Origin of the sequence: Vibrio tapetis subsp. tapetis, from assembly GCF_900233005.1 — a bacterium.
GTDB lineage: Bacteria > Pseudomonadota > Gammaproteobacteria > Enterobacterales > Vibrionaceae > Vibrio > Vibrio tapetis.
The window spans coordinates 2,527,306-2,553,229 of record NZ_LT960611.1 but is presented as its reverse complement, the minus strand read 5'-3'; the positions used below and the strand labels follow the sequence as shown (position 1 = coordinate 2,553,229).

The following is a 25,924-nucleotide window of genomic DNA, read 5'->3' as shown; positions in this document are numbered from 1 at the left end:
AGTATGAGTAAACCAGTAATGAAAGCCACCAGCAAAGCACCAGAGCGAATCAAAGCCAATGGCTATGATGTTGAGGTAGCACGAACCTCTCGCCGTAAATCCGCCACCATCAAGGTTGAAGATGGGCTGGTGATAGTGGTGGTGCCTAAAGCGCTAGAGTTAGAGAAAATAGAAAAGCTGGTGGCAGACAAACACCAGTGGATCATTGAAAAGTTAGCCATTCAGCTGGAAGCGACTCCCCGCAGCGACAAAGAGTACGTTTCTGGTGAGGCCTTTCCTTATCTTGGCCGTAACTACCGACTAAAAGTGCTACAAGGCGACCTGAGCCCAACTAAGCTTGTGAACGGACGTATTACCGTCTGTGTGCCAGACCCAAGTAACCAAAGCCACTACATTCGCCGTTCGTTGATGAACTGGTATAAGCGCAACGCTGAAAAGAAAATCCGCGATAAGGTTCGCCGCTATGAAAACCTTGTAGGGGTAGAAACGGGCGTCGTGCGCATTAAAGAGTTTAAAAGCCGCTGGGGCAGTTGCACGCCATATGGTGACTTAGAGTTCAACTGGGTGATTGTGATGGCACCAAACCGAGTGGTGGACTACGTGGTTATCCATGAACTGTGCCATTTGGTTCACCATGATCATTCCCCGCAATTTTGGAAAGAAGTCGAACGTGTGATGCCCGATTACCAAGAGCACAAAGAGTGGCTTAAGGTTAACGGGCATGGGCTGGTGGTTTGAGTTACTGGAAGCCACGCTATTTATTCCCAGAAAGGCTTTGTTTTAGTTTGTTTACATTCAAAAAATAAGGCCATTTTTTCGTCTGAGATAGGGACATTGAATCTGCCTAGCTCAGGAGCATTCGTATATAGCAGGCATTTCAAGTGCTGGCTTTCTGAAGCCTTATAATGTCTATCTAGCGCCGTTTGAATATAGAAGAGAGCATGATGGTCGTAGAGTTCTGTAATGACGTACTTGAATGACTCAAAGAGGATTCGATGCTCCTGAATTAGTGATAGTGCGCCTCTCCAGTCTTTTGGTGAAGAGGTGAGTTTATCCCTAAGCGCATTATATGAATGCGTTATCAACACAAAGTCATCTGGCTTAAAGTGATCGTTCCACATCCACTCAGGTATATCTCTTTTTATGGCATTCGCACGAAGTGCTAGCTTTCCTTCTTTGGTTTTCGCTCCTGTAGACTGACCACCATGCAATTTGCACCTGCCATTCTTGAGTGAGCCTCTTCGCTTGCAGCGACCACCAGCACGAGTTTTAGCGCCGCATAAGGGCAATGTTGAAAGGTTAAAGCGGTGGGTTGAGTCGCTCATTGTTATCCTTGTGTTCGGTTTAATGTTCGGTTCATGGGGTGTAAACGGGTGATCACTGGTCGGTGATCACCTCTGCAATGTTAGTGGCTGATCAGTTCGAAGTGCGTAGTAATCGTTAATGTTACTTTTTTCTTCGATGCCACTCGTGGTGCTTTTACGTTACTTGCCTTAAGTTTGCGAGAGTAGGTAAGAAGACCCTTACGAAAAGTACTTTCAGGTATACCTTTTGCCCTTGCGAAGCTCGACATAGAGAGAGCAGGGTCTTTCGCTTTATAGCAGCCAAATTCTTTGTGTAGGAGCGGCCAGTTGTATTTGTTACGCATGAGTATTCTCCGTGTAATTCTTCATATTTTTCTCTTAACGATATCCATTGTTGTAAGTTAGTCTGCTTGTACCAAATGATTTGGTGTAGCTGCTAAAATCTGTTTTTGAATGTATTTTGGCTAGATAGCTCAACCTTAATCTTGCTGCTCGTAATTCGTGTTGTTTATCAGTTCGATGAATGCGGTAAATTCTGTTCCTTACTTTAAAACTGAAATTCAATGGGTTTATTTGCTCCCATACATCCTTACAAAGTAGGTCAATGCCACGGGTGCTTTGACAAAGATGTCCACTCAGCATAATGGCAAGGTGATAGTGTTGAGATTGAGCGCTTGCCTGTTCTCTTACCCAAATATAAGCAAATCTGCATGGGTAAATCTTTGAAAGTCTTTGCTGAAATCTCTTAATAAATAAGGCCATTTGCTTATTGTCTTCAGTGAACTCTTTTTGATGTATTTGGAGAAAGACCACACTGACTTTTGAGTAGCAGCTCATCATGGTGTCTAACTGCTTATAGCTTTTAACTAATATCTTTTTAATCACTCCTGCTTGAGGGTAGAAAATCAGCTGCTCTTCTCCGCAATAGTTCAGATAAGCGAGATGCTTTTTTGATTCGTGAAGAGCAATCTGATACATACAATATATATAACCTGCAAAGCCATATGGCTCGAACCATACTTTATATTCTGTAAATCAGATGGTTAAGTAGGCTGTTGGAAGTGAACAAAGATGAATTTTCACTTCAATTTAGGTCATTTCCGTTCAGCCTAATTTCAATTTAGTTACGTTGGCTATTCGTAATCCAAGCTTCAATGGAACTGCGCAACCAACCTCTAATACGCCCTTTCGGTGATAGCAGTGGCTTTGGTAATTCTTTCTGCTTGTTCATACGGTAGATAGTTGATTCACTCACACCTAACTTCTTAGCCAAACTTTGTTTATTGATGATTTTTATGCCATCAGGTTTGGTTATAGCTCGGGCGTAATCAAAATTGTTCGTTTTCATATGTGGCTACTCAAATAGGGGGCTATAAGTTGGTTAAGCTGTTCTTCTAGACTGAATCCATTCATTGATTTCAGATAGCAGCCAGCCAACGGAATTGCCGTTTGGAGTTAGCTTTCTTCGTTTTGGGAAGTGACCTTCTTTTTCAAGCTCCCAAACCCGTACACGTGATAGGCCTGTGAGTTCTTTTCGTTCGGCTTCGCGAACGATGCGGTCGATTGGGGTAGTTTGTGCTGTCATTGTTGCTCCATAGTTTTCGAATGTGTCCGATAAGCTGATGGAGTTATTATTGTGGAAGGTAGTGTGATTAGAGAGAAAGGGCATTGCCTATTCTCTCTTGTTATAGGAGGTTTGTTTTAGTTAACTTACTGATTTTTAGATAGTATTTCACTTGTTATCTTTTTTGAAAATCTTTTTTTAAGTGGTTTTCCATTTGAATTATTCCTGTACTTTTTTTTCCCTTGATGGGGCGGCCAATAGTCTTATCTATTTTGATGTTAGCTACGCACTTCTGAATAGTCTTTGTTGATGGGGCTTCTATTTTGCTGGTGTCGTTTTTGGCTGAGTACGCTGAGAATAATGCTTTATGTTCACTTGATAACTCTAAAGTAAGTAAATGATTAAGATGTCGATTGATTGAAGTGTAAATAAATTCTTTCTTGCAGTTATCTGTCAGAGGGCTTGATATGAGATATTGATACATATGCTGGATTAATGCATGTATTGGCTTCTGCTTGCTGGCTGCTTTTTTACCGTTATTACTGTTTGTTTTTGCACGAGCTGCATTTTTTAAAGCGTGTCGTGAGCAAGTAACCTGTATGTCATGAGCGGCTGTTTGGTAGTGAACATTTGTTAATGCCACCATTATATTTTGAATATCTTTATTACTGAATAAACGCATAAGGTCACGATCTGTAGCTGATAGTCGTTTAATAGACTGATTCACTATGCTGGCGTTATGCTGGATGTTTTTTAAGCTTAAGAGCTCTATGCTGTTTAATGCGTCAGAAAGAAGCTTGTTTTCAACTCTCTTTTCAATTAACTCTAGAGTTTTAAATGCTGGGAATTGACTTGCAAGAGCTAATTCATAATCACAAGGTTCTTTCCAGTCTACCTGTTGTCCAAAGTGATGCATCAGAGGTTTATTTATCTCACAGAGGCTCATTTTTTTAAATTCAGCTTGTAGTAAATCTATTTCTGTTGGGTTTGCCACGGTTAACTACCTATTATTTTCAAGTGCTTTTGCCCAAGGCTCACGCTACCTGTACTAGCGGCTTCAATATGTTCGCTCCACCAGCTCATGAGTGAACGACGACGTTCAAGGTAATCAGCTCGGTTATACGCTCTTCTTACTTCATCGCTGTTCACGTGGGACAGTGCCGCTTCAATCACGTCAGAGTCGAAGCCTTGCTCATTCAGTGTAGTACTGGCGAGAGCCCGTAGACCGTGAGAAACAAGTCGTCCAGAAAAGCCCATTCGCTTTAAAGCTGCGTTAGCCGTTTGCTCATTGGTATGTTTTTTCGGGTCACGATCAGCAGGAAAGATAAACTCTCGATGAGCGCTTATTGGTTTCATTATTTCAAGCAATGCGAGTGTCTGATCAGTTAAAGGAACCGAGTGTTCTTTGCGTTTCTTCATTCGGTACTCCGGAATTATCCAGAGCCCACGTTCAAAATCTAACTCATCCCATTTAGCCCCAGCAGCTTCCGCAGGGCGAACCATAGTGTGCAATTGCCATTCAATTAAGCAGCGTGTGGTTAGTTTGATGCTTGCCCGACTTAGTTTTTGCATTAACTCTGGAATTTCATTTGGTGGCAATGTTGGCATGTGCTTTTTGGTGGGAGCCTGAAAAGCCGAGTGAATTTTCGCTAGTGGATTATTGTCGATCAAACCGATGTTAACGGAGAAGGTCATGACTTCGTTAATACGCTGGCATAGGCGTTTAACTGTTTCCAGTGAGCCTTTTGCTGCTATCGGTCGTAGGGTTTGGATTGCTTGTGTGGCTTTGAGTTGGCTAACAGGGTAACTACCTAGAGAGGGGAACAGGTGCAATTCGAAAGAACGCCATATATCGGTGGCGTAGTTTTCGGTCACTTGGGTTTTCTTTACGTCAAACCATTGCAATGCGACTACTTGGAGTGTGTTTTCGGTTTCTTTTTTTCCACGGACTAGCTCTTGATCTCTTTGTTCTTTAGGGTCGATGTTTTGAGCTAGTAGAGTTTGTGCCTCAAGTCTCATTGCTCTTGCTTGAGCAAGGCTTATTTCAGGGTACGAGCCAAAGGTAAGGTTTGTGCGTTTTTTTGTGAATGGGCGGTAGTACTTTAATAGCCAAGTTTTATTTCCGCTAGGGCGAATGCTTAACATTAGTCCACCACCATCAGACAGTGAGTATTCTTTGTCTTTGGATTTAGCTTTACTGATTTCAGTATGAGTCAAAGGCTTTACCGAACGAGCCATCTAATTACCTTACAATTTGAGCCAATATAACTCGTTAGTACCAAGAGAATTGAGTACTAACGATCTTGGTACTTAACTTAGTACCAAAACTTCCGAATGCTGTAATACAACATCGAACAATTATAGACACAAAAAAGCCCGCTAGACCAGTGGTCTAGCGGGCTTTCGTACGTCCTAGGACGTCTTCGTATACGAATTTGGTGGAGCTGGCGGGATTTGAACCCGCGTCCGAAAATCATTCATCATTGGTACTACATGCTTAGTCGATCTTTAATTTCACCATCCACCTGCGAACCGACACGCTAGTAAATGGCTATCCTGAATTATAATTCGCGCTTTTCCTCTCAGGCGGGAGAAGCCACGCTAGCTAGTTTGGGTTTGACTCTTTGTTATTCCCCGTCTTACAAGCGGAAGCTAGGGCAAAGAGGCTCTGAGCAGGTTATTAAGCTGCTAGTGCGTAGTTTTCGTCGTTTGCGACTATTTTTTTGCGGCTTTTTACGTGGCCAACCGCCCCACGGCATGCACCTCAGACTTCAGAATTCCCGTCGAATCCTAGATCAGCCCCTAGTGTTGATTGCATAGTACCAGAAAAGGCTAGCCTGTCTAGAGCCATGCAGTCTAAGTGGTTAAGATTAACGCAGATTGCTCTTCATAACGCGAGCTTTGTCTCTTGCCCAATCTTTTTCTTTCATATCAGTACGTTTGTCGTGCAGTTTTTTACCTTTGGCTACGCCTACTTTGATTTTGACCCAAGAACGGGACCAATACATAGCAGTGGCAACTAAAGTCATGCCTTCACGGTTAATACGACCGAATAGGTTGTCGAGTTCTTTGCGGCTCATGAGCAGTTTACGAACACGTGTCGGGTTCGCTACTGTGTGAGTGCAAGCCTGTTGTAGTGGAATGATAGACATACCACTAATGAACGCCTCTCCGTCACGGATATAAACATAACTTTCGGCGATGTTGGCTTTGCCTTCACGCAGGGACTTAACTTCCCATCCTTGCAGTTCTAGGCCAGCTTCGATCTCGTCGTCAATAAAATATTCGTGGCGAGCTTTTTTGTTTTGAGCGATGGTATTGCTACCCGCTTTGGAATTTGATTTTTTCTTTGCCATAATAGCGCCATTATACGGATTGCACCGAGATAGGGAAATCCTTTTATGCTAACCAAACTTCGATATTACGTGGTTTGTGATGACTTTACGATGTAAGAGTGAGTGATATGCCTCAAGTAACACGAAGCGCATTAGTGCCATTTAGTGCCGAGCAGATGTTTCATCTCGTCAATGACGTGGACAGCTACCCGAGTTTTTTGCCTGGTTGTTCAGGTTCACGAGTTTTAGAAACGTCAGAGTCTGCAATGGTGGCGTCGGTTGACGTATCTAAAGCGGGTATCAGTAAAACCTTCACGACGTCGAATCAGCTGGAAGTCGGGCGTAAAATTTTCATGCAATTGGTCGATGGCCCGTTTAAGCACCTACAGGGTGGTTGGGAGTTCACGCCTTTGGATGACTCCGCCTGTAAAGTGGAATTGAAACTTGAATTCGAGTTTACCAGTAAGTTGGTTGAAATGGCGTTTGGTAAGGTGTTCAATGAGCTGACTGGTAACATGGTTGGTGCGTTTACCAAACGAGCAAGACAGGTGTATGTGTAATGAGTAGTGAACCGAATATGATCCACGTTGAAGTTGTGTATGCATTGCCAACAGAGCAACGTGTGTTTAAGTTGGCAGTAGAAGCCGAACTGACGGTACAGCAGATCATTGAGCAGTCAGGGGTTTTGAGCCTGTATCCAGAGATAGACTTAGCCATTAATAAAGTGGGCGTCTTTAGCCGAAACGTGAAATTAGATACCACGATACAAGACAAAGACCGCATCGAAATTTATCGCCCACTGCTGGCCGATCCAAAAGAGATCCGTCGCAAGCGAGCTGAACAAGCCAAGAAAGAAGCCGCAAGAGAAGCCAGTAAACCAAAGATCAAAGAATAATTGTTTTGGATGAAAGACAAAAAAGCTCGCAGAAGTATGCGAGCTTTTTAATGTCATGCTAATGAAGTTTCATTTAGCAAAAATCGATAAAACTAGTTAATACTTTCGAAAAAGGTGTCACCAGCGGTGTAATCGCCATCGACTTTCACAAGTCTTTCTCCGTCATCAAATCGAACAAATAGGTTCTTTTGAATCGAGCTATCATGGCCTTTAGTGTGATGGTAAATGTAGTACCACGTATTTGGGTAGCCGTTTTCCACCAACATTGGCGAGCCAAGTACGTAGCGCACTTGTTCTTTGCTCATGCCGAATTTTAACTGGTTTACAGAGTCTTGCTCGATGTAATTACCTTGGTTAATGTCAATTCGGTAAACTAATTTCTCTGCGACTGAACAGCCGGTTAGCATGGTCAGTGCCAGAGGGATTGCAACCATCCACTTCTTTAATTGCATATCAAATACGTCTTTCTACTGTTCATTTAAAAATCTCAACGATGATAATAATCACTTCACGCTAAGAAGTAAAAATAGTTTTCACCCTACTACTAGGATGTCCGCTTTTTGAGACCACAGTTATACCGATTAGTTGCAATGCTAAAAAGACAAACAGCGCAAGCAATGCTTACGCTGTGAGTCGGCTAACACTTTTGCAGATTGTTTTATGCGGCTATTTTCTATGCAGCAATAAGCAATTCTTTGGCGTTGGCGATTGTGCTGTCGGTTATCTGGCTGCCGCCAAGTAGCCTTGCGAGTTCTTCTATGCGTTGTGAATCGTCAAGGTTTCGCATTTGAGTTTCTGTTTTGCCGGCTTTCGTTTGCTTAGCAACGAATAATTGTTGGTGCCCACAACCAGCAACTTGCGGTAAGTGAGTCACACACATGACCTGAGTTGACTGGCCAAGCGTGCGTAACATTTTACCGACTACGGCAGCGGTTGGGCCACTGATACCGACATCGACCTCATCAAAGATCAAGCTAGGGGTATCGACTTTCTGAGCGGTGATCACTTGAATCGCTAGTGAGATACGAGACAGTTCACCACCTGAGGCAACTTTAGCAATGGCCTGTAAGGGCTGCCCTGGGTTGGTTGAAACTAAGAAGGTGACGCTATCGATGCCAAGGGGGGATGCGTTGTTTTCATCGCGTATCACATCGATGCAGAATTTGGCTTTTTCCATGCTCAGTTCATGCATGCTATTGGTAATGAGCTTATTTAATTCTTTGGCATAACGTAGGCGAGATTTATTAAGCTTGTCTGCTGATGTTAAGAAGACTGTGCGTTTTTGTTCGACTTCTTCGCCTAATGCGCCCAGTTTTTCGTCTGAACAATCGAGAGCTTCAACTTGTTTGAGTAAATCTTGGTGGTGGCTGTAGAGTTCCTCAGGCATAACATGGTGCTTACGTGCCATCGACATAATTTTAGAAAAACGTTCTTCTACATAGGCCATGCGAGCAGGATCAACGTCGATGCAATCAAGGTAATTACGGAGCTCGTTATTGGTTTCTTCAATTTGAATGATGGCTTCTGCTAACAGGTTGGGAAGCTCTGCCAGCCTTTCGTCCATTTCGGCAAGTTGAATAAGAGAGTTATTGGCTGCTTGCAAAATACCAAGAGCATTAACTTCTTCACCTTCGTAAATTAATTCAATGGCTTGTTGGCACGTACTCGCCAGTTCACCGCTATTGGCAAGGCGTTTATGTTCTTGTTCGAGTTGGGCAAATTCACCTTCGGTAATGGCTAATTCATTTAATTCTTTGATTTGGTATTCCAACAACTGCTTTTGTGCCAGGTTTTCTTGGCTATTTTGAATCAGTTGCTTTAAATGGTTATCTGCCTGACGCCAACCTTGATATTTGGCTTTGGTTTTACTGATAAGGCTAAGGTGTCCGGCGTATTGATCGAGCATTGCCAGTTGGTAATCACTCTTCATCAATTGATGATGGGCATGTTGGCCATGAATATTAATGAGTAATTGACCAAGGGATTTTAGTTGAGATGCAGGTACAGGGCTGCCGTTAATGAATGCACGAGAGCGGCCTTCTTTGGTGATCACTCGCCTAAGAATGCATTCACCGCCTTCAAGTAGGTCGTTGTCTTCTAACCATCGAGTTGCGCCGATGTTGTTATCGAGCAAAAAGGAGGCGCTGATGTCGGTTTTATCTTCGCCTTGGCGAACCATGTTAGCTTCAGCGCGATCGCCTAAGCATAAGCCGAGAGCATCAAGGGCGATGGATTTACCTGCGCCAGTTTCGCCCGTAATGGTTGTCATGCCTTTAGCGAGTTCTAGCTGTAAAGACTTAACAATAGCAAAATTATTAACACTCAAGTGAGCCAGCATTTTATTTACCTGTATAACTGAACAATACTGTATAAGAAAACAGTATATACTGTTTCTTTATACAGTAAAGTTCCACAGGTGTTTTTTTGTGAACTTACTCAGAAAGTGAATGCATAACTTAGCGTGACGCTTTGCTCATCTGATGATGAAAGCACTCACTAGAAGAGTTTGCTAGACCAGCCAAGTTTATTACGCAAAACATGGTAGTAGCTGTAATCTTCTGGGTGGATCAGCTTTAAGCAGTTTGGACTGCGATAGATATGTATTTCATCGCCCGGTGAAACTGGCAAGGATATTTGGCCATCGCAACTGATTTCTTGTGTGCCTCGGTTATCTGGAGACACGAGCAGTTTAATGTGGCGGTTACCGTCTACCACCAATGGGCGGCTAGACAAGGTGTGAGGGAACATAGGCACAATCGAAATAGCATTTAGGCTTGGTGACAATATAGGGCCGCCACCAGAAAGAGAGTAAGCGGTAGATCCGGTTGGTGTCGAAATGATCAATCCATCGGAACGTTGCGAAAAAGCAAAGGTATTGTCGATGTAAACCTCAAATTCGATCATGCGTGCGACTTGACCTGGGTGCAGTACGGCCTCATTTAATGCTGCGTTGTGGCTTTTTATTTGATCGTGGCGATGAATTTCCGTTTCGAGCAAGAAACGTTCTTCTTCAATGTATTGGCCTTTAAGTACTTTACTAAGCGCTTGTTCAAACCCTTCAGGATCTAAGTCGGTTAGAAAGCCAAGGTTGCCACGGTTAACGCCAATAACCGAAATATCAAAACGAGATAACACGCGAGCGGCACCTAACATATTGCCATCGCCACCCACCACAATGGCTAAATCGGCCTCGTCGCCAATATGCACTAGGCTGTTGAAATATTTTGATTCAATATCAGTTAGAATGTCTTCTAATCGGTCATCTATGACGACTTGATACCCTTCAGAGAGTAGCCAATGAAACAGCTCTTTATGGGTTTGCACGGCTTTTTTGTCGCGAGGTTTACCTATGATGGCGATCACTTCAAAAGGCTTTGGCATAGATTAAATCCGTTCTGTTAGGGTTATAGTGCTTGAATCAAAAATCTTCGTCCCCATAATAAAGGCAAGTTGAAGAACTATGCGAGTATTTTGTCGTAAATTATTGTATGACTACACTGGCGTAGGTAATTGAATTCAGAATTCTGGAGATATCATGAGCGATCAAGAAAACAAGATTAATGAAGAAGAACTTAAGCAGCAAGAAATGGCTGAAGAAGTAGAAGCTGTTGGCGGCGAAGCTGATATCGATTGGAATGAAGAATTAGAACAAGATGAAGTTGAATCTAAAGTTGCTCAATTAGAAGCTGCACTGCTTTCTAGTGAAGCGAAAATCAAAGATCAACAAGACTCTGTATTGCGTGCAAAAGCAGAAGTAGACAACATGCGTCGTCGTTCTGAGCAAGAAGTCGATAAAGCGCGTAAGTACGCCTTAAACAAATTTGCTGAAGAGCTACTGCCAGTTCTAGACAACCTAGAGCGTGCAATTCTAGCGGCTGACAAAGAAAGTGAAGCGGTAAAACCTTTGCTTGAAGGTGTTGAGATGACTCACAGCTCTTTTGTTAACACGGTTGCTAAGTTTGGCTTGAAAGAACTAAACCCAGAAGGTGAGGCGTTTAACCCTGAATTCCATCAAGCGATGTCGATTCAAGAGAGCCCTGATCATGAATCAAATACCGTTATGATGGTAATGCAGAAAGGCTACGAGCTTAACGGCCGCGTTGTTCGCCCTGCAATGGTTATGGTTGCTAAATAAAGTAGATTGAAGGCTACAGGCGGAAGGCATAAGGTTTAGAGCCCAGAGCCCAGAGCCCAGAGCCCAGAGCCTGCTTCTAGGTTGAGGCTGTAACAGATTCTGTGTAACTGCCATTTAGTTAACGTGTTTATCGAGACGTTCCTCGAACTCGATAATAAACCGACTCATAGCCTGACGCCAGTTTTGAATGGGCATCGTCCATTTCTTGCTGGCGTCTTTGATTGCTAAGTACACCATTTTGGTTGCGGCCTCATCGTTAGGGAAGATCTTCCGCTTTTTTAGTGCTTTACGGATCACGCTATTGAGAGACTCAATAGCATTGGTTGTGTAGATGGCTCTACGGATATCTTCTGGGTAGTTGAAGAGCGTGTTGAGGTTCTGCCAGTGATTGCGCCAGGACTTAGATATTTGCGGATATTGCCCATCCCAGACTTCGCCAAAGCGCTCCAGTTCGAGTAGAGCCTCATCTTCTGTAGTAGAGCGATACACTCGTTTCAGGTCGGCAGTCACCGCCTTATAGTCTTTCCAAGACACATACTTCAATGAGTTCCGCACCATATGGACGATACAAAGCTGAATATGCGTTTGGGGGAAGACAGTATTGATAGCGTCAGGAAAGCCCTTCAATCCATCTACACACGCAATAAGGATATCTTCAACACCACGTTGATTGAGTTCAGTTAGAACACTCTGCCAAAACTTAGCCCCCTCGTTTTCGGCTATCCACATGCCCATTAGCTCTTTCTGACCATCGGTGTTAATACCTAAAGCAAGGAAAATCGACTTATTGATGATACGCTTGTCTTGACGGATCTTGACCACAATACAATCGAGATAAACGATAGGATAAATGGCATCGAGTGGCCTTGATTGCCACTCCACTATTTCTTCTATCACCGCATTTGTGACGCGCGATACGAGGCTGGGTGATATCTCCGCACCGTACCACTCATCGAAAGCGTTTACGATGTCGCGCGTACTCATTCCTTGGGCGTAGAGCCACAAGATTTTGTCATCCATAGAGGTAAATCGTGATTGGTGTTTTTTGACTAGCTTGGGGTCAAACGAGCCAAGGCGATCCCGAGGTGTATCGAGTTCAAACTCGCCATCTTCGGTTTTTACGCGTTTGCTACTCTTTCCATTGCGGCTATTATTCGATCTAGAGGGTTGGTGTTTTTCATAGCCAAGATGCTCATCCATTTCCGCATTGAGTGCGGCCTCAACCGTAATTTTTTTCAGCATTTGGCTGAACTCAGTTAAGTCCTCAGGGGTTTTAATTCCTTTTGCTGCTTCCTTGGCGAAAGCTTCAAGCTCTTTCTTGTTCATATTGCCTATCCTTAGCCTTTAAGGCTTAGTTTAGGCAATTACACAGAAATTGAGACAGTCTCTCTAGGTTAGTGATTGATAAAAACACCCCCGTGTATGCGGTGGGTGTTTTTTTTGCATTCGATATTCTTAGGGCAAGGCCCGTCCCCGTAATCTTATTTTTTCCATTGTCTGTTTCCTAACCACTATTCCATTCAAGTTTTTGATTTTTATAAATACACTATTTTTGTTTCCTAAACCCGCGGGAAATTAAGTGTAAAAACTGTGAAACTGGTTGTGATAATTCTGTTAATAAATTCTTTCATTTGTTGTTATGGCGTGTATTATGCGTGCCACTTGCACATATTGATGCAAGAAATAACTAATTAATTACTATAAACAAGCACAATAACCTGGAGTGGGACGATGGATAAATCGCTCTCAACAAAAATCTTTATCGGCTTATTTGCCGGCTTGATGATCGGTACTGCAATTCAATATCTGTTTAGTGGTATTACCGTGATGGACACCTATTTGTTAGGTGCTGCGGAAGGGGCGGGCGGTATGTTTGTCTCATTAATCAAACTACTGGTTGTGCCATTGGTTTACGTTTCTATCGTATGTGGCATCGTAGATTTAAAAGACATTTCAGCCTTTGGCCGTCTTGGTGGCAAAACTTTTGCTTTGTACATTTTTAACACCATCATTGCGATTACAGCGGCGTTAACGGTCGGCATGATCTTTCAACCAGGAGCGGGGGCAAACCTGGCTGGAACCATTTCAGAAACCGTTGCGTTAACGACAACAGAAACGCCGGATATCTTCTCTTTGGTTGTGAACATCGTTCCTAGCAATCCAATTCAAGCGTTTGCTAGCGGCGATATGCTGCAAATCATTTTCATGGCGATACTGACAGGCCTTGCGATTCAAGCTTTGGATTCTCGTGGTGGACCAGCAATTAAAACCTTCAAAATGGCCAATGAGATCATGATGAAGCTGGTTGGCTTGGTGATGAGTCTTGCGCCTTACGGTGTATTTGCGCTGATGATTCAATTAGGCGCAACGCTGGATGCGAATACCTTGGCTTCCGTAGCGGGTTATGTGGCGCTTGTTGTTGCTATGTTGGTGTTCTGGATTTTCGTTTTCTATCCAACCGTTGTGGGCTTAACTACTGGTATTTCACCAAAGCAGTTCATGCGTGCTACTCGTGAGCAAGTATTGTTCTCACTTTCTACAGCAAGCTCGAATGCAACGATTCCCGTTACCATGAGAACGTTGACTGACAAACTGAATGTTTCTAAGTCTGTTGCAGGCTTTGGTGTACCACTTGGTGCAACCATGAATATGTCGGGTGTCTCTATCTACATTGCATTGGCGACGATTTTCGTAGCTAACGCCTTTGGTCAGCCGATTAACTCAGCCGACATCGTAACACTGGGTTTAACTATCTTGTTGCTATCGATTGGCGCTGGTGGTGTACCTGGCGGTGGTGTTGTAATGGTAGGCGTATTGCTTCACCAATTAGGCTTACCACCAGAAGGTTTGGCCATTGTTGCCGCAGTTGACCGTATCAATGACATGTTCTGTACTTCATCTAACGTTGTTGGTGATACTGCAGTGAACACGATAGTTGCAAAATCAGAAAATGAAATTGGCAAAGAAGAAGCAATGGAACCTGTTGAGGCAAAATAGCCGAATAGGTCGTCGTTTTTCGATGCAAACATGGAAAGATTTTTACAATAAAGAGGCCTAAGTGGCCTCTTTTTATTGTTACCAAGCCATTATTTTCGATTTTGTAGTAAAAAAAGGCGATTTTTTTTCACCTTGCCCTTGAAAAGGTGCTTGTCGCCCTTATTTATGGTGCATACACGAAGCAAACATATTTGCGAGTAGGGGGTTGAATCCCTATTTGTCCTCCCCCACTTTAGGGGGTATAGCAAAATAATATTAGATTTTTTGGAGATGGCCTGATGGGTAAAATCATTGGTATTGATTTAGGTACTACTAACTCTTGTGTTTCTGTTCTAGACGGTGACGCACCACGTGTAATTGAAAATGCTGAAGGCGAGCGTACAACCGCATCGGTAGTCGCATACACAGATGGCGAAACGCTAGTAGGTCAACCTGCAAAACGTCAAGCGGTTACAAACCCTGAAAACACGTTATATGCAATTAAGCGTCTTATCGGTCGTCGTTTTGAAGACGAAGAAGTTCAGCGCGACATCGAAATCATGCCTTACAAAATTGTAAAAGCAGACAACGGTGATGCTTGGGTTGAAGCGAAAGGCCAAAAAATGGCTGCTCCTCAGGTTTCAGCTGAAATTCTGAAGAAAATGAAGAAAACAGCTGAAGATTTCCTAGGCGAAGAAGTAACTGGCGCAGTTGTTACTGTTCCTGCTTACTTTAACGATGCACAACGTCAAGCGACTAAAGATGCAGGTCGCATCGCAGGTCTTGATGTTAAGCGTATCATCAACGAACCAACTGCTGCTGCTCTGGCTTACGGCCTAGACAAGCAAGAAGGCGACCGTACTATCGCGGTATACGACCTTGGTGGTGGTACGTTTGATATCTCAATCATCGAAATCGACAACGTTGATGGCGAGCAAACGTTCGAAGTACTAGCAACTAACGGTGATACTCACCTTGGTGGTGAAGACTTTGATAACCGCATGATCAACTACCTAGTAGATGAATTTAAAAAAGAGCAAGGCATCAATCTTAAGAATGATCCTCTTGCTATGCAGCGTGTTAAAGAAGCAGCAGAAAAAGCGAAAATTGAGCTTTCTTCTACACAACAGACTGACGTAAACCTACCTTACGTTACTGCTGATGCAACGGGTCCTAAGCACATGAACGTTAAAGTGACACGTGCGAAACTAGAATCTCTAGTTGAAGACCTAGTTCAACGTTCTCTTGAGCCTCTAAAAGTTGCTCTAGCGGATTCTGAACTGTCTGTTGGCGAAATCACTGACGTTATCCTAGTTGGTGGTCAAACACGTATGCCTATGGTTCAAGCTAAAGTAGCTGAATTCTTCGGTAAAGAAGCGCGTAAAGACGTTAACCCTGATGAAGCTGTAGCAATGGGCGCGGCCGTTCAAGGTGGTGTTCTTGCGGGTGAAGTGAAAGACGTTCTTCTACTAGACGTTACGCCACTTTCTCTAGGTATCGAAACTATGGGCGGCGTAATGACGGCTCTAGTTGAGAAAAACACAACGGTTCCTACTAAAGCGAACCAAGTGTTCTCTACAGCTGAAGACAACCAAAACGCGGTAACTATCCACGTTCTTCAAGGTGAGCGTAAGCAAGCTAGCTACAACAAGTCTCTAGGCCAATTTAACCTAGAAGGCATTCAAGCTGCACCACGTGGTATGCCACAAATCGAAGTAACTTTCGACCTAGATGCGGATGGTATCCTTCACGTATCAGCGAAAGACAAGTCAACAGGTAAAGAGCAGAAGATCACTATCCAAGCTTCTGGCGGCCTAAGCGACGAAGATATCGAAAAAATGGTTCAAGAAGCAGAAGCTAACAAAGACGCGGACAAAAAGTTCGAAGAGCTAGTGACTACTCGTAACCAAGCTGACCAAATGATCCACGGCACTCGTAAGCAAATGGATGAAGCTGGTGAAGCGCTTCCTGCTGAAGAGAAAGAGAAAATTGAAACAGCAATCAAAGAACTTGAAGAAGTGAAGAGTGGCGACGACAAAGAAGCTATCGACGCAAAAGTTCAAGCGCTTATGACTGCAGCTCAAAAGCTGATGGAAATGGCACAGCAACAAGCTCAACAAGCTGAAGGCGCTGAAGCAGGCGAACAACCTAAGCAAGACGACGATGTTGTTGATGCTGAGTTTGAAGAAGTGAAAGAAGACAAGAAATAATTCTTGCCCTTTAACTTCTAAATAAATAGTCTTGCGGGCGTTCGAGGAAACTCAAACGCCCGCAATCTTGTAGATAACGAATCAATCTAGATAAAGATATTGGGTGACAGGTGACAGGTGACAGGTGACAGGACAGGTATAGAGAACTGGTCTCTTTACTGTAACCTGTAGAAAGCTTGCTTTCGTCCTGTAACCCCAACCCCCAGCCTCCTTATCTAGATTGATACAAACACGCGAGTGAAGTGTTTCACTTGTAGAAAAAAATTGGTGATTTAGAACATGTCAAAACGTGATTTTTACGAAGTATTAGGCGTTGCCCGCGATGCATCAGAGCGCGATATTAAAAAGGCGTACAAACGTCTTGCGATGAAATTTCACCCAGACCGTAATCAGGGTGATGAATCTTCAGCGGAGAAGTTTAAAGAAGTAAAAGAAGCGTACGAAATTCTAACTGATGGCCAGAAAAAAGCCGCTTATGATCAATATGGTCACGCTGCTTTTGAACAAGGTGGTGGTTTTGGTGGTGGTCACGGTGGCCATGGTCAAGGTGATTTCGGCGATATCTTTGGCGATGTTTTCGGTGATATCTTCGGTGGCGGTCGCCGTGGTGGTGGTCAATCTCGTGCTCAACGTGGTGCAGATTTACGCTACAACATGGAACTATCATTAGAAGAAGCCGTACGCGGTTGTTCTAAAGAAATTGAAGTACCAACTCTTGTTGAGTGTGATACTTGTGATGGCAGTGGCGCTAAAAAAGGCTCATCTGCGACGACATGTGGTACGTGTCATGGTCATGGCCAAGTTCAAATGCGTCAAGGTTTCTTCGCTGTCCAGCAGACGTGTCCTACCTGTCATGGTAAAGGCAAAATCATTAAAGATCCTTGTAATTCATGCCACGGTCAAGGCCGTAAGCAGAAGACAAAAACACTTAATGTTAAGATCCCTGCAGGCGTAGATACAGGCGATCGTATTCGTCTTTCTGGCGAAGGCGAAGCCGGAGAAATGGGCGCACCAGCGGGTGACTTGTATGTTCAAGTTCACGTTCGCGAGCACCATATCTTCGAGCGTGACGGCAGCAACCTATACTGTGAAGTTCCAGTAAGCTTCGCTCAAGCAGCCCTTGGCGGTGAAGTTGAAGTACCAACACTTGATGGCCGTGTAAACTTAAAAGTGCCTTCTGAAACGCAAACAGGCCGTATGTTCCGTATGCGTGGTAAAGGTGTTAAAGGTGTACGTGGCGGCGCAATGGGCGATTTAATCGTTAAATTGGTTCTAGAAACACCAGTGAAACTAAGCGCTCGCCAGAAAGAACTTCTGAAAGAGTTTGAAGAAACGTGTGGTGGTGAAGCGGGTAATAAGCATAACCCGAAATCGGACGGTTTCTTTAAAGGCGTGAAAAAGTTCTTTGATGACCTAACTAGCTAATCAGAATTTTGATGTTATTAAAAAACCGAGCTAATTTTAGCTCGGTTTTTTTGTATTCCGTATTCTCAGGGCCAGCCCGTCTCGCACTCTTCTCTTGCTAGTCTTACCAACACCCTTCAGGCAAACTTTCCCCATTCGCTTTCAACGTTAAGCTACCACACGGGTCGTAATTTTGACCCTTAGTTGATTGTGGTGTCGCGACAATGGTGTAGCCCCCAGCACTTGTAATGGTGAAGCGATATCGGTCGCTACGGGTTTCACAAAGTGAGCATTGACTGCCGGATATAATGTGGCTCCACTGATAACGGCCATCGTAATGATTTTCCAGCTCAAGTTGGATTTTAACCAGATCAGCCATCGCTTGGTGGCGATGCCCCTTGTAAGCGTATTGACTATAAGAAGGGTAGGCAACCATCGAGATGATCCCCACGATGGCAACGGCAATCAGGGTTTCGATCAATGTCATTCCTTTCTGATGTATCACCGTTTGCATACATACATTTTTTCGAATCATTTCCAACACTTCCATCAAACTTAGCGTTTCATTTTTAAGGGGTGCTAGCATTCGCGCAAGTGCAATTTTATTTATACTCATAGTTTCATAAGGTTCTGGGAAATGACTCGCGGTTTTACCCTAATTGAAGTGCTGGTAGCGTTCGTGATCATGGGAGTTTTGATGATGGGGTTCGTCCCACAATATAGACAAATTATAGAAAAACATCAGATGAAAGGACTAGCAAATGATCTCTATGCATTTTTTGCTCAGGCCCGATCTGACGCGGTATTTCGGAATCGGGATCTCTATGGATATTTTAAGCGTTCAGGAAGTAAAAATGACGAATGGACATTGAGCTTACATTTAGAAGATACAGTAACCAGCGACGTTATCAGTCAGTTATCTGGCCAGTCATACAATCGCTTGTTTGTGACTAGCGGTTTTCCTAATGACAAGTTCAAAGTCGATGGTGTGAAAGGCAAAATTCAGCAAAATGGCAATATAGCATTTGGTTTGTCTAATGATGGTTCAAAAGACATCAAATTAATCGCTCATTCAATCACCGGCCGTATTAGGTTATGCGGGGTGAATGAGAAAGGGTTTGGCTATGATAAGTGCTAGCCATTCACGGCAAGTTGGCAGTTCATTAGTGGAGTTCCTAATTGCATCGTCGCTGAGTTTGATTGCTATCTCTACAATCGGAAGCGTGTATCTAACAGGAGCGAGATACGCGAATCAGCGCAGTCAAGAGCTGGTTGTATTGCATAGCATGCGAAACACGCTGAGTTACATTACTGCAGATGCACAACGTGCAGGCTTTAGTCCACTGCCTGCAAATAGCGTAACCATTATATCTGGTGCGAGTAAGGTTTGGCATACAACGCCATCATCGCTTGCTTACGGCTATTTTGATGGTAATACAATTGAGAGCGTTTTTTTTAAATTTGCCGATCAATCGATAAAAGTATGCACAACCAATTCGATGGCAGTAGCGAGCTTGAATAGCTGTCATCGTTTCTATAATTTCATGGATCAAAACACAATAAAGGTGACGAATTTTTCTATTTCCCAAACGGGACTAGGCAGTCAAGTCAGTTCTGCATTTCTATCAATTTCTCTTTCTGCCTCGATGCATGATGGGAGTTTCCCGCACACAATGACAACGTCAATTAAACAAAGGAACTGGCAATGAAGCGCCAGCAAGGCATATCTAGCCTTATGGTGGTGAGCTTGTTACTTGTTGCTGTTTTAATGTTGTCACTCGCCAGTTATCGGCAAGTGTTCTTGCAAATAAAATTAGCCAAAAACCAAGTTCAATCTGCGCAACAACGTTGGCAGGCCGAAGGAGGGCTAGAATGCGCATTTGCTCAAATGAAAAGTGGAGAATGGGATCAGAGCAATTGGCATCAATGCGGTGGTGACTCGAATGTATCTGTGACCAAAGCCGATGTAGGGGACGGGATCTATCAGCTAATCGCTACCTTCAAGCGCGAGACTGTCCATAAAAGCGTATCGGTTGGAGGGGGGGTTAAAGGGGCGATTCAATCGAGCGCCAATATTGCCATGCATTCGTCGCTGACCATTTCTACGCCTGATCCCGGTAAGTTAACTGCGGAAGGCTGGGAATGCATCGCCGTTACGTATCGTAAAGAGTTTGATACTGCTGCAGGGCTTGTGAACCAAGGCGTTGTTCATGGGGATGCCCCATGGCAGGGGTTTAAACCACAAGGTGCAGACTGCGCACCGACACATCTAACAAATGGAGTTACCCTACGCTCCGATATCGTAAAAGATCAGAACATAAAGCCATTCGAAAGCTATTTTAATGTGCCCGTCGCCAATTATTCACAAATAAGAGATGGCGGGAAATTTAAGCAACTCATCGGCGTGGGCACACCGAAAATACTACTCAACTGTGGGAAAGTAATTTCGGATCAGATAGAAGCGGGCCATGAGTTCATTTGGGTTGAAGGAGGGTGCGAAATCAAAGCTTCAGAATATTCGGCGCTTACTGGGGCCTCTCAAAATACTCATGGGGTTCTATTGGTCTTTCATGATGGTCCCGTATCCTTAATGGGATCTGATTCATCAGGTGGTATTTTTAAAGGCAGTATGGTGCATTTTAATACCAGCTACTCTCCTAAATTGTCTGATTGGTCGCGGTTTCAAGCTTATGCTCACCTAAATCATGCATCGAATAATTTTGATAAACAATTTCGAGATAATGCCTCATTTTATCAACATGGTGCGTTTACTTTTAGTGGCGTGCAAATATTCGATTCACCCGATCACTACGCGTTGTTCTATACCTCTCTCAATATGCGTTATAACCGAGATGTGATGGAGTATGCCCGGTCGCAGTTAGTGCAACCTCGATGGCAAAAGGGCAGTTGGCGTGATTTCTAATTCATACAGAAAGAATAAAAAGCAGGGTGGTTTTAGCCTTATCGAAGTGTTGATTTCGTTTCTCTTGCTCGGTGTGGGGGTTTTGGGTTTATTAAAAATGCAAAGTACCTTGGCTGTGCAATCGGAATATGCAACACGCAGCTTAATCGCATTAGATTTGGCACAAAGTAAGATGCAGTGGTTCCGAACTCGCTCTATTAGCGGAGGAGATAACACGATCGCGTTCAGTTCGATCACAGATCTCAGCGTGACTACCCTTGATGGTTATCATTTATATTGGAAAATAGAAGCTGGTACTGGCAATACGCAGCATTCAATTAAGCGAATTCAGGTTGTTTCATCATGGCAAGACAGGTTTGGTAAAACGCAGCAGGTTGAGCTTGAAAGTCTGTTGTCTCAGTACAGTGAATTTCAATAAAGTGTAACTAAGTGTAAATATATGATTCTTGATGTGTCATGGCTATTTTGTATGTATATCTCCTAACTAATAGCGATTATTTGTCTTAGTTAACTTTTCTGTGTGGTGCTTTATACGTGCTAGTTAAATTGTTGTTTTTATGATGTTGCAAAATTATGAAATTATAAAAACTTTTGACTGATATTGGATGTTTGGATGGATTTTTGTGCTTTTTAACTCGGTATTAATTAGAATATGTTATTGACGAATTGGGCAATAAGAAAAATATAAACCTGCTCTTACATTACAACATCGAAATGAGGTTACTAATGAGTAACGAAGCTGCAAGGCAAGTAGAAAATGAAAAACCGTCTATGATGGACAGGTTTTTAAATGGTATAGAACGAGCTGGTAATAAAATTCCAGATCCAGCAATCTTGTTTTTTTGGGCGCTTGTCATAGTTTGGGTTGCATCAGCATTACTTTCTAATGTTTCTTTTGATCTGATTAACCCTCGTACTGGCGAAGCTCTTATTGTTCAGAACCTACTAACGGGTGAAGCTCTTGCGAGTTTCCTTGCAAATATGGTGACAACGTTTACCAGTTTTGCTCCTTTAGGTATTGTTCTGGTTGCGATGTTAGGTGTTGGTGTTGCTGATTCTTCAGGCTTTATCACGACTGGCCTCAAGAAGATGCTAAACTTCACTCCGGCAAAACTGCTAACGCCTATGCTGATTTTGGTTGCGATCGTATCGCATACCGCAGCAGATGCTGGTTACGTGTTGGTTATTCCACTAGGTGGTATCATATTCCATGCGGCAGGCCGTCACCCATTAGCGGGTATTGCCGCTGCATTTGCGGGTGTTTCTGGTGGCTTCTCTGCAAACTTCATCCCTTCAGGTATCGATCCTCTTCTTGCTGGTTTTACTCAAACCGCTGCTCAAGTCCTTGATCCGGCTTATGTCGTTAACCCGTTAGCAAATATTTTCTTTACCGGTTTATCTTCAATTCTAATTGTTTGCATTGGTTGGTACGTTACCGAGAAAATTATTGAACCGCGTCTAGTGAAAACACCGGTTGATGAAGACGCAGAAACAGCTCCTGATTTAGGTACGTTTACTGCGATTGAATCAAAAGCATTCCGTTACGCGGGTTGGGCTATGGTTGCAGGTATTGGTTTACTGATTGCTGCCTTGATGCCTGAAACCTCAGCGCTACGTTCTCCAGAAGGTGAACTAACCTCATTCAGCGCTCCGGTAATGAAGTCGATTGTTCCGCTTATTTTCATCTTGTTTATTATTCCTGGCATCGTGTACGGTCGTGTCGCGGGTACGTTTAAAAACAGCAATGATGTTATCAAAGCGATGTCTGAAACAATGGCAACGATGGGCGCATACATTGTCATGTCGTTCTTCTGTGCTCAGTTCCTATCCGCATTCGCTCAATCTAACATTGGTACTATGCTTGCGTTGTACGGCGCTGAAGGTTTGAAAGCGATGGATCTTCCGGGTCAAGCAACGGTTGTTGGTATGATTCTACTGACGGCTGCTGTGAACCTGCTGGTTGGCTCTGCATCGGCTAAATGGGCACTGATTGGCCCAATCCTGGTGCCTATGTTAATGGCGGTAGGTATTTCTCCTGAGTTATCTCAAGCGGCTTACCGTGTAGGTGACTCTGTATCTAATATCATTTCACCGCTAATGGTGTTCTTCCCACTGGTTGTTGTTTACTGTCAGCGTTACGTTAAGTCGACAGGTATTGGTACGCTTGCCTCGCTAATGATGCCATTCTCTATTGCTATGCTAATTGGTTGGACTATCTTCTTACTAGGTTACTGGGCTCTAGGTATTCCGTTAGGTATCCAAGCGCCTTACACGTACACCATGTAAATTTAGCGTTTGATTACTTGAAAACCTCGCAGTGATGCGAGGTTTTTTTATGTCAAATTAATGGCTGTACAAATGCTAACTCATTGAAAAATTTCGGACCTTATAAATTACGATATAAATTAAAATTCTAATAATTACCGTATGTCGTTTATATCTGCAATGTTTCAATTCTTAAGGTTGGGGTTATTGGTTGCTATGTTGTTTTATTGCAGTGTTTAGCTCTGTTTTGTGTTCTATGTTGAAGTTTTACTCCATTGCTTCTCTTTGATACTGTGCGGGCCGCACATTTTATGAAGTAGTTAAAATTTTAGGGTAAGAAGTTATGAGTGAAGCAATCACGCCGGAAAAAAAATCGTCAGGAGTGATCGGTTTTATCGAACGGGCAGGGAAAAAAATTCCAGACCCTGTCATCATTTTTATGTTTCTGTTCACTTTTTGTTTGGTGTTAACAGGGCTTATGGATGGTGTGACATTTGAAACTATGGGTAAAGGTGGGGAGTCGGTTGAGTTCGCGATTAAGAACATGCTTTCTTCTGAAAACTTTCGCTGGATGTTTGAAAATGCACTTCTACAAAACTGGCTAGCATTTGGTCATGGCGTATTGGGCGTGATCTTGATAGTCATGTTAGGGGTAGGCATTGCTGAAAATTCAGGTCTGCTAACGGCTGTGATTAAAAAGGTCGGCCTTAAAATTAGCGATCGATTACTGCCTCTTTTGGTGGTCTTTTTAGGTATTATGAGCTCCATCGCGGCTGATGCGGGCTACTTAGTACTGATCCCTCTTGCTGGCCTGTTGTATGCTGGGCTTGGTAAAAACCCCTTGATCGGTATGGCGGCTGCATTTGCTGGCGTATCTGCAGGCTTTAGCGCAAACCTATTACCCGCGACACCAGTTGATGTGGTGTTAGGTATGAACGCTAAGATCTTTGCTGAGGCACAAAACGTGCCTTTCGTTGGTCAAAACGGCCAAGAGCTTAATCCTGCAACCATGCACTACTTCTTTGTCTTGATTTCAACATTTTTGCTGGCGATAGTCGGTGCTTGGGTAACCACGCGTTTTGTTGCTCCTCGGTTAGAAAAAATGTCATATGTACTTCCAGAAGACATTAATTTTGATGAATTCGAGCTGAATGCAAACGAGAAAAAAGGCTTACGTTGGGCGGGTGTTGGTCTATTACTGGTTCTTGCGGCAATTTATGGCTTGGCAATGGGGCCACTGGCAACGTATACCAATGAGGCTGGTCGTGAGGTTACGCCTTACCTAGATAACATTATTTTGCTTATCTCACTCGTGTTTGCCGTTGTTGGTATTTTCTTTGGTGTCGCAACGGGTAAGTTTAAGAAGCTGCAAGATGTGGTTTCTGCGATGGTTAAGCAAATGAATACCATGGGCTACATTCTGGTTCTGACGTTTTTTTGTTATAACTTCCTAGCATTATTAAGCTTCTCTGGCTTAGGTACCTATGTGACGTATTTAGGGGCAACGTTCTTGCAGTCTTTAGGCTTGCAACAGTTCCCTGCACTTATGCTGTTAGGTTTTATTTTAACGACCGCGGTTATTAACTTGTTTGTGGGGGGATTAACCTCTAAGTGGATGTTACTTGGGCCGATTTTTGTGCCAATGTTGTATCAGGTAAACCCAAATATAACACCAGACTTAGTGACTGCGGCTTATCGTGTTGCGGATTCATCAACCAATATCATCACACCTATGATGAGTTATGCTGGGGTGGTATTGGCATTTATGCGTAAGTACAAACCAGAGTTAACGTTTGGCGATGTCATCGCCATCATGGTGCCTTACTCAATGGCATTTTTAACCTTGTGGTCAGCGGTTCTAATTGGTTTCTTTACCTTTGGTATTCCACTGGGCTTTTAGAACAGCCGTTCGCAATATAACAGTCATGATTTAAAGCGCCCAGTTCATCAATGATGAGCTGGGCGTTTTTATACGCTCGAATAACAACAATCAGAGACGGTAGTGTTGGTACTAAGCGTTTAGATATTGATGATGAAAACGCAGGTGCTCTTCAATGAAGCTGCTGATGAAGAAGTAACTGTGATCGTAGCCAGGTTGTATTCTTAATACGAGATGACTGTCAGATTGCTTTGCTGCATCAACGATGAATTGTGGTTTAAGTTGGTCGAGTAAAAAGTTATCTCTGTCGCCTTGATCGATTAGGATCGGTAAACTGGCACGAGATGACTTGATAAGCTCACAGCTATCATATTGCTTCCACGTTTCTTGGTTTGAACCAAGATAGTTTTGAAACGCTTTTTGTCCCCAAGGCACGTGCATAGGGTGAACAATTGGGCTAAATGCAGAGATAGAGCGGTATTGCTCCGCGTTTTTTAAGCCAATGGTCAGTGCGCCATGGCCACCCATGCTGTGTCCCGAAATAGATCGTACATCACTCACCGGGAAATGCGCTTCGATTAGCTTCGGTAGCTCATCTACCACATAGCTATACATCTGATAATGATCACTCCAAGGCTTTTGCGTCGCATTGACATAAAACCCTGCTCCAAGGCCTAAGTCGTAGCTGCCGTCTGGGTCGTCGGCAACACCTTCACCTCTTGGGCTGGTATCCGGTGCAACAATGGCAATGCCTAGTTCAGCTGCCGCTTTAAAAGCGCCCGCTTTTTGCATGAAGTTCTCATCGGTACAAGTTAACCCTGACAGCCAATAAAGCACAGGTACCGGGTTGTCGCTACTGGCATTCGGCGGAAGGTAAATCGCAAATCGCATATCACAATTGAGAGATTGGGAAGTGTGGCTGTATTGTTTGTGCCAACCATCAAAGGCTTTGGTTTGGCTAATATTAGTAATGGTCATTGGAACCTGCCGCTTTAAAATTACGATGAATTCCCGTTTAACGCTTATATCGCATT

General features: G+C 43.5%; 27 protein-coding genes and 1 other RNA gene. 13 read left to right on the top strand and 15 right to left on the bottom strand.

What is annotated here, in order from left to right; all coding sequences use genetic code 11:
* Positions 1-3: 3 nt before the first annotated feature.
* Positions 4-738, top strand: a complete 735-nt coding sequence (locus VTAP4600_RS11380) for a M48 family metallopeptidase (RefSeq protein WP_102522903.1) — start codon at positions 4-6, stop codon at positions 736-738.
* 20 nt (positions 739-758) lie between these two features.
* Here the strand turns inward: VTAP4600_RS11380 and VTAP4600_RS25950 are convergent, their stop codons facing one another.
* From VTAP4600_RS25950 to smpB, 9 genes are all read right to left on the bottom strand, one after another.
* The gene (locus VTAP4600_RS25950) at positions 759-1,325 is read right to left on the bottom strand and encodes an HGGxSTG domain-containing protein (protein WP_172443040.1); all 567 of its coding nucleotides are present in this window, start codon (positions 1,323-1,325) and stop codon (positions 759-761) included.
* An 80-nt stretch (positions 1,326-1,405) separates the two neighbouring features.
* Positions 1,406-1,648 carry a hypothetical protein gene (locus tag VTAP4600_RS11370; protein WP_102522902.1) on the bottom strand — a complete coding sequence of 81 codons (243 nt, stop codon included), beginning with the start codon at positions 1,646-1,648 and terminating at the stop codon, positions 1,406-1,408.
* A gap of 34 nt (positions 1,649-1,682) precedes the next feature.
* Positions 1,683-2,282 carry a YagK/YfjJ domain-containing protein gene (locus tag VTAP4600_RS11365; protein ID WP_102522901.1) on the bottom strand — a complete coding sequence of 200 codons (600 nt, stop codon included), beginning with the start codon at positions 2,280-2,282 and terminating at the stop codon, positions 1,683-1,685.
* 142 nt (positions 2,283-2,424) lie between these two features.
* A complete protein-coding gene (locus VTAP4600_RS11360) occupies positions 2,425-2,652 on the bottom strand; it encodes a helix-turn-helix transcriptional regulator (protein ID WP_102522900.1) in 228 nt (75 codons plus the stop codon).
* 33 nt (positions 2,653-2,685) lie between these two features.
* The gene (locus tag VTAP4600_RS11355) at positions 2,686-2,889 is read right to left on the bottom strand and encodes a helix-turn-helix transcriptional regulator (RefSeq protein WP_102522899.1); all 204 of its coding nucleotides are present in this window, start codon (positions 2,887-2,889) and stop codon (positions 2,686-2,688) included.
* A 154-nt stretch (positions 2,890-3,043) separates the two neighbouring features.
* Positions 3,044-3,862 (bottom strand): hypothetical protein, encoded by an 819-nt coding sequence (locus tag VTAP4600_RS11350; protein ID WP_102522898.1) that lies wholly within the window; start codon positions 3,860-3,862, stop codon positions 3,044-3,046.
* A 2-nt stretch (positions 3,863-3,864) separates the two neighbouring features.
* Positions 3,865-5,106, bottom strand: a complete 1,242-nt coding sequence (locus VTAP4600_RS11345; RefSeq protein ID WP_102522897.1) for an integrase domain-containing protein — start codon at positions 5,104-5,106, stop codon at positions 3,865-3,867.
* Positions 5,107-5,304: 198 nt separating this feature from the next.
* Positions 5,305-5,671, bottom strand: a transfer-messenger RNA (tmRNA) gene (gene ssrA, locus VTAP4600_RS11340).
* A 67-nt stretch (positions 5,672-5,738) separates the two neighbouring features.
* Positions 5,739-6,224, bottom strand: coding sequence for an SsrA-binding protein SmpB (gene smpB / locus VTAP4600_RS11335; protein ID WP_102522896.1), 486 nt, complete (start codon positions 6,222-6,224; stop codon positions 5,739-5,741).
* A gap of 107 nt (positions 6,225-6,331) precedes the next feature.
* Here smpB and VTAP4600_RS11330 point away from each other — a divergent pair, with 107 nt between their 5' ends.
* Together VTAP4600_RS11330 and VTAP4600_RS11325 are read left to right on the top strand one after the other, a co-directional pair.
* Positions 6,332-6,763 (top strand): SRPBCC family protein, encoded by a 432-nt coding sequence (locus tag VTAP4600_RS11330; protein ID WP_102522895.1) that lies wholly within the window; start codon positions 6,332-6,334, stop codon positions 6,761-6,763.
* Positions 6,763-7,098: an RnfH family protein gene (locus VTAP4600_RS11325; RefSeq protein ID WP_102522894.1), complete on the top strand. Its 336-nt coding sequence runs from the start codon at positions 6,763-6,765 to the stop codon at positions 7,096-7,098. The genes VTAP4600_RS11330 and VTAP4600_RS11325 overlap by 1 nt, the downstream gene beginning before the upstream one ends.
* A gap of 92 nt (positions 7,099-7,190) precedes the next feature.
* Here the strand turns inward: VTAP4600_RS11325 and bamE are convergent, their stop codons facing one another.
* From bamE to nadK, 3 genes are all read right to left on the bottom strand, one after another.
* A complete protein-coding gene (bamE, locus tag VTAP4600_RS11320; RefSeq protein ID WP_102522893.1) occupies positions 7,191-7,550 on the bottom strand; it encodes an outer membrane protein assembly factor BamE in 360 nt (119 codons plus the stop codon).
* Between the two features lie 221 nt (positions 7,551-7,771).
* Positions 7,772-9,436 (bottom strand): DNA repair protein RecN, encoded by a 1,665-nt coding sequence (recN, locus tag VTAP4600_RS11315; protein WP_102522892.1) that lies wholly within the window; start codon positions 9,434-9,436, stop codon positions 7,772-7,774.
* Positions 9,437-9,594: 158 nt separating this feature from the next.
* Complete coding sequence (gene nadK / locus VTAP4600_RS11310) at positions 9,595-10,479, bottom strand: NAD(+) kinase (RefSeq protein ID WP_102522891.1); 885 nt, start codon at positions 10,477-10,479, stop codon at positions 9,595-9,597.
* A gap of 154 nt (positions 10,480-10,633) precedes the next feature.
* Between nadK and grpE the strand changes: the two genes are divergently transcribed.
* Positions 10,634-11,233 carry a nucleotide exchange factor GrpE gene (gene grpE, locus VTAP4600_RS11305; RefSeq protein ID WP_102522890.1) on the top strand — a complete coding sequence of 200 codons (600 nt, stop codon included), beginning with the start codon at positions 10,634-10,636 and terminating at the stop codon, positions 11,231-11,233.
* A gap of 114 nt (positions 11,234-11,347) precedes the next feature.
* Here grpE and VTAP4600_RS11300 read toward each other — a convergent pair whose 3' ends face one another.
* Positions 11,348-12,559, bottom strand: a complete 1,212-nt coding sequence (locus VTAP4600_RS11300; protein ID WP_102522889.1) for an IS256 family transposase — start codon at positions 12,557-12,559, stop codon at positions 11,348-11,350.
* Between the two features lie 405 nt (positions 12,560-12,964).
* On the opposite strand from VTAP4600_RS11300, the gene VTAP4600_RS11295 reads away from it, so the two are divergent.
* The 3 genes from VTAP4600_RS11295 to dnaJ all read left to right on the top strand — a co-directional run bounded on the left by VTAP4600_RS11295 (position 12,965) and on the right by dnaJ (position 17,844).
* Positions 12,965-14,230, top strand: coding sequence for a dicarboxylate/amino acid:cation symporter (locus tag VTAP4600_RS11295; protein ID WP_102522888.1), 1,266 nt, complete (start codon positions 12,965-12,967; stop codon positions 14,228-14,230).
* 278 nt (positions 14,231-14,508) lie between these two features.
* Positions 14,509-16,419 (top strand): molecular chaperone DnaK, encoded by a 1,911-nt coding sequence (gene dnaK / locus VTAP4600_RS11290; protein ID WP_102522887.1) that lies wholly within the window; start codon positions 14,509-14,511, stop codon positions 16,417-16,419.
* Positions 16,420-16,698: 279 nt separating this feature from the next.
* Positions 16,699-17,844, top strand: a complete 1,146-nt coding sequence (gene dnaJ, locus VTAP4600_RS11285) for a molecular chaperone DnaJ (protein WP_102522886.1) — start codon at positions 16,699-16,701, stop codon at positions 17,842-17,844.
* A gap of 103 nt (positions 17,845-17,947) precedes the next feature.
* On the opposite strand, the gene VTAP4600_RS11280 is transcribed toward dnaJ, so the two are convergent.
* A complete protein-coding gene (locus VTAP4600_RS11280) occupies positions 17,948-18,358 on the bottom strand; it encodes a type IV pilin protein (protein WP_102523970.1) in 411 nt (136 codons plus the stop codon).
* Positions 18,359-18,460: 102 nt separating this feature from the next.
* Between VTAP4600_RS11280 and VTAP4600_RS11275 the strand changes: the two genes are divergently transcribed.
* From VTAP4600_RS11275 to VTAP4600_RS11250, 6 genes are all read left to right on the top strand, one after another.
* Entirely contained in the window at positions 18,461-18,961 is a 501-nt protein-coding gene (locus VTAP4600_RS11275; RefSeq protein ID WP_102522885.1) for a GspH/FimT family pseudopilin, read from the top strand.
* On the top strand, positions 18,942-19,532 hold the full coding sequence (locus VTAP4600_RS11270; RefSeq protein ID WP_145958578.1) for a PilW family protein: 591 nt from the start codon (positions 18,942-18,944) through the stop codon (positions 19,530-19,532). The genes VTAP4600_RS11275 and VTAP4600_RS11270 overlap by 20 nt, the downstream gene beginning before the upstream one ends.
* On the top strand, positions 19,529-20,746 hold the full coding sequence (locus VTAP4600_RS11265) for a hypothetical protein (RefSeq protein ID WP_102522883.1): 1,218 nt from the start codon (positions 19,529-19,531) through the stop codon (positions 20,744-20,746). Before VTAP4600_RS11270 ends, VTAP4600_RS11265 begins: the two co-directional genes overlap by 4 nt.
* Positions 20,736-21,164 carry a type IV pilus modification PilV family protein gene (locus VTAP4600_RS11260; RefSeq protein WP_231897794.1) on the top strand — a complete coding sequence of 143 codons (429 nt, stop codon included), beginning with the start codon at positions 20,736-20,738 and terminating at the stop codon, positions 21,162-21,164. The genes VTAP4600_RS11265 and VTAP4600_RS11260 overlap by 11 nt, the downstream gene beginning before the upstream one ends.
* A 308-nt stretch (positions 21,165-21,472) precedes the next feature.
* On the top strand, positions 21,473-23,032 hold the full coding sequence (locus VTAP4600_RS11255; RefSeq protein ID WP_102522882.1) for an AbgT family transporter: 1,560 nt from the start codon (positions 21,473-21,475) through the stop codon (positions 23,030-23,032).
* A 322-nt stretch (positions 23,033-23,354) separates the two neighbouring features.
* A complete protein-coding gene (locus tag VTAP4600_RS11250) occupies positions 23,355-24,911 on the top strand; it encodes an AbgT family transporter (protein ID WP_102522881.1) in 1,557 nt (518 codons plus the stop codon).
* Between the two features lie 111 nt (positions 24,912-25,022).
* Here the strand turns inward: VTAP4600_RS11250 and fghA are convergent, their stop codons facing one another.
* Positions 25,023-25,868 carry an S-formylglutathione hydrolase gene (gene fghA, locus VTAP4600_RS11245; RefSeq protein ID WP_102522880.1) on the bottom strand — a complete coding sequence of 282 codons (846 nt, stop codon included), beginning with the start codon at positions 25,866-25,868 and terminating at the stop codon, positions 25,023-25,025.
* Positions 25,869-25,924 lie beyond the last annotated feature (56 nt).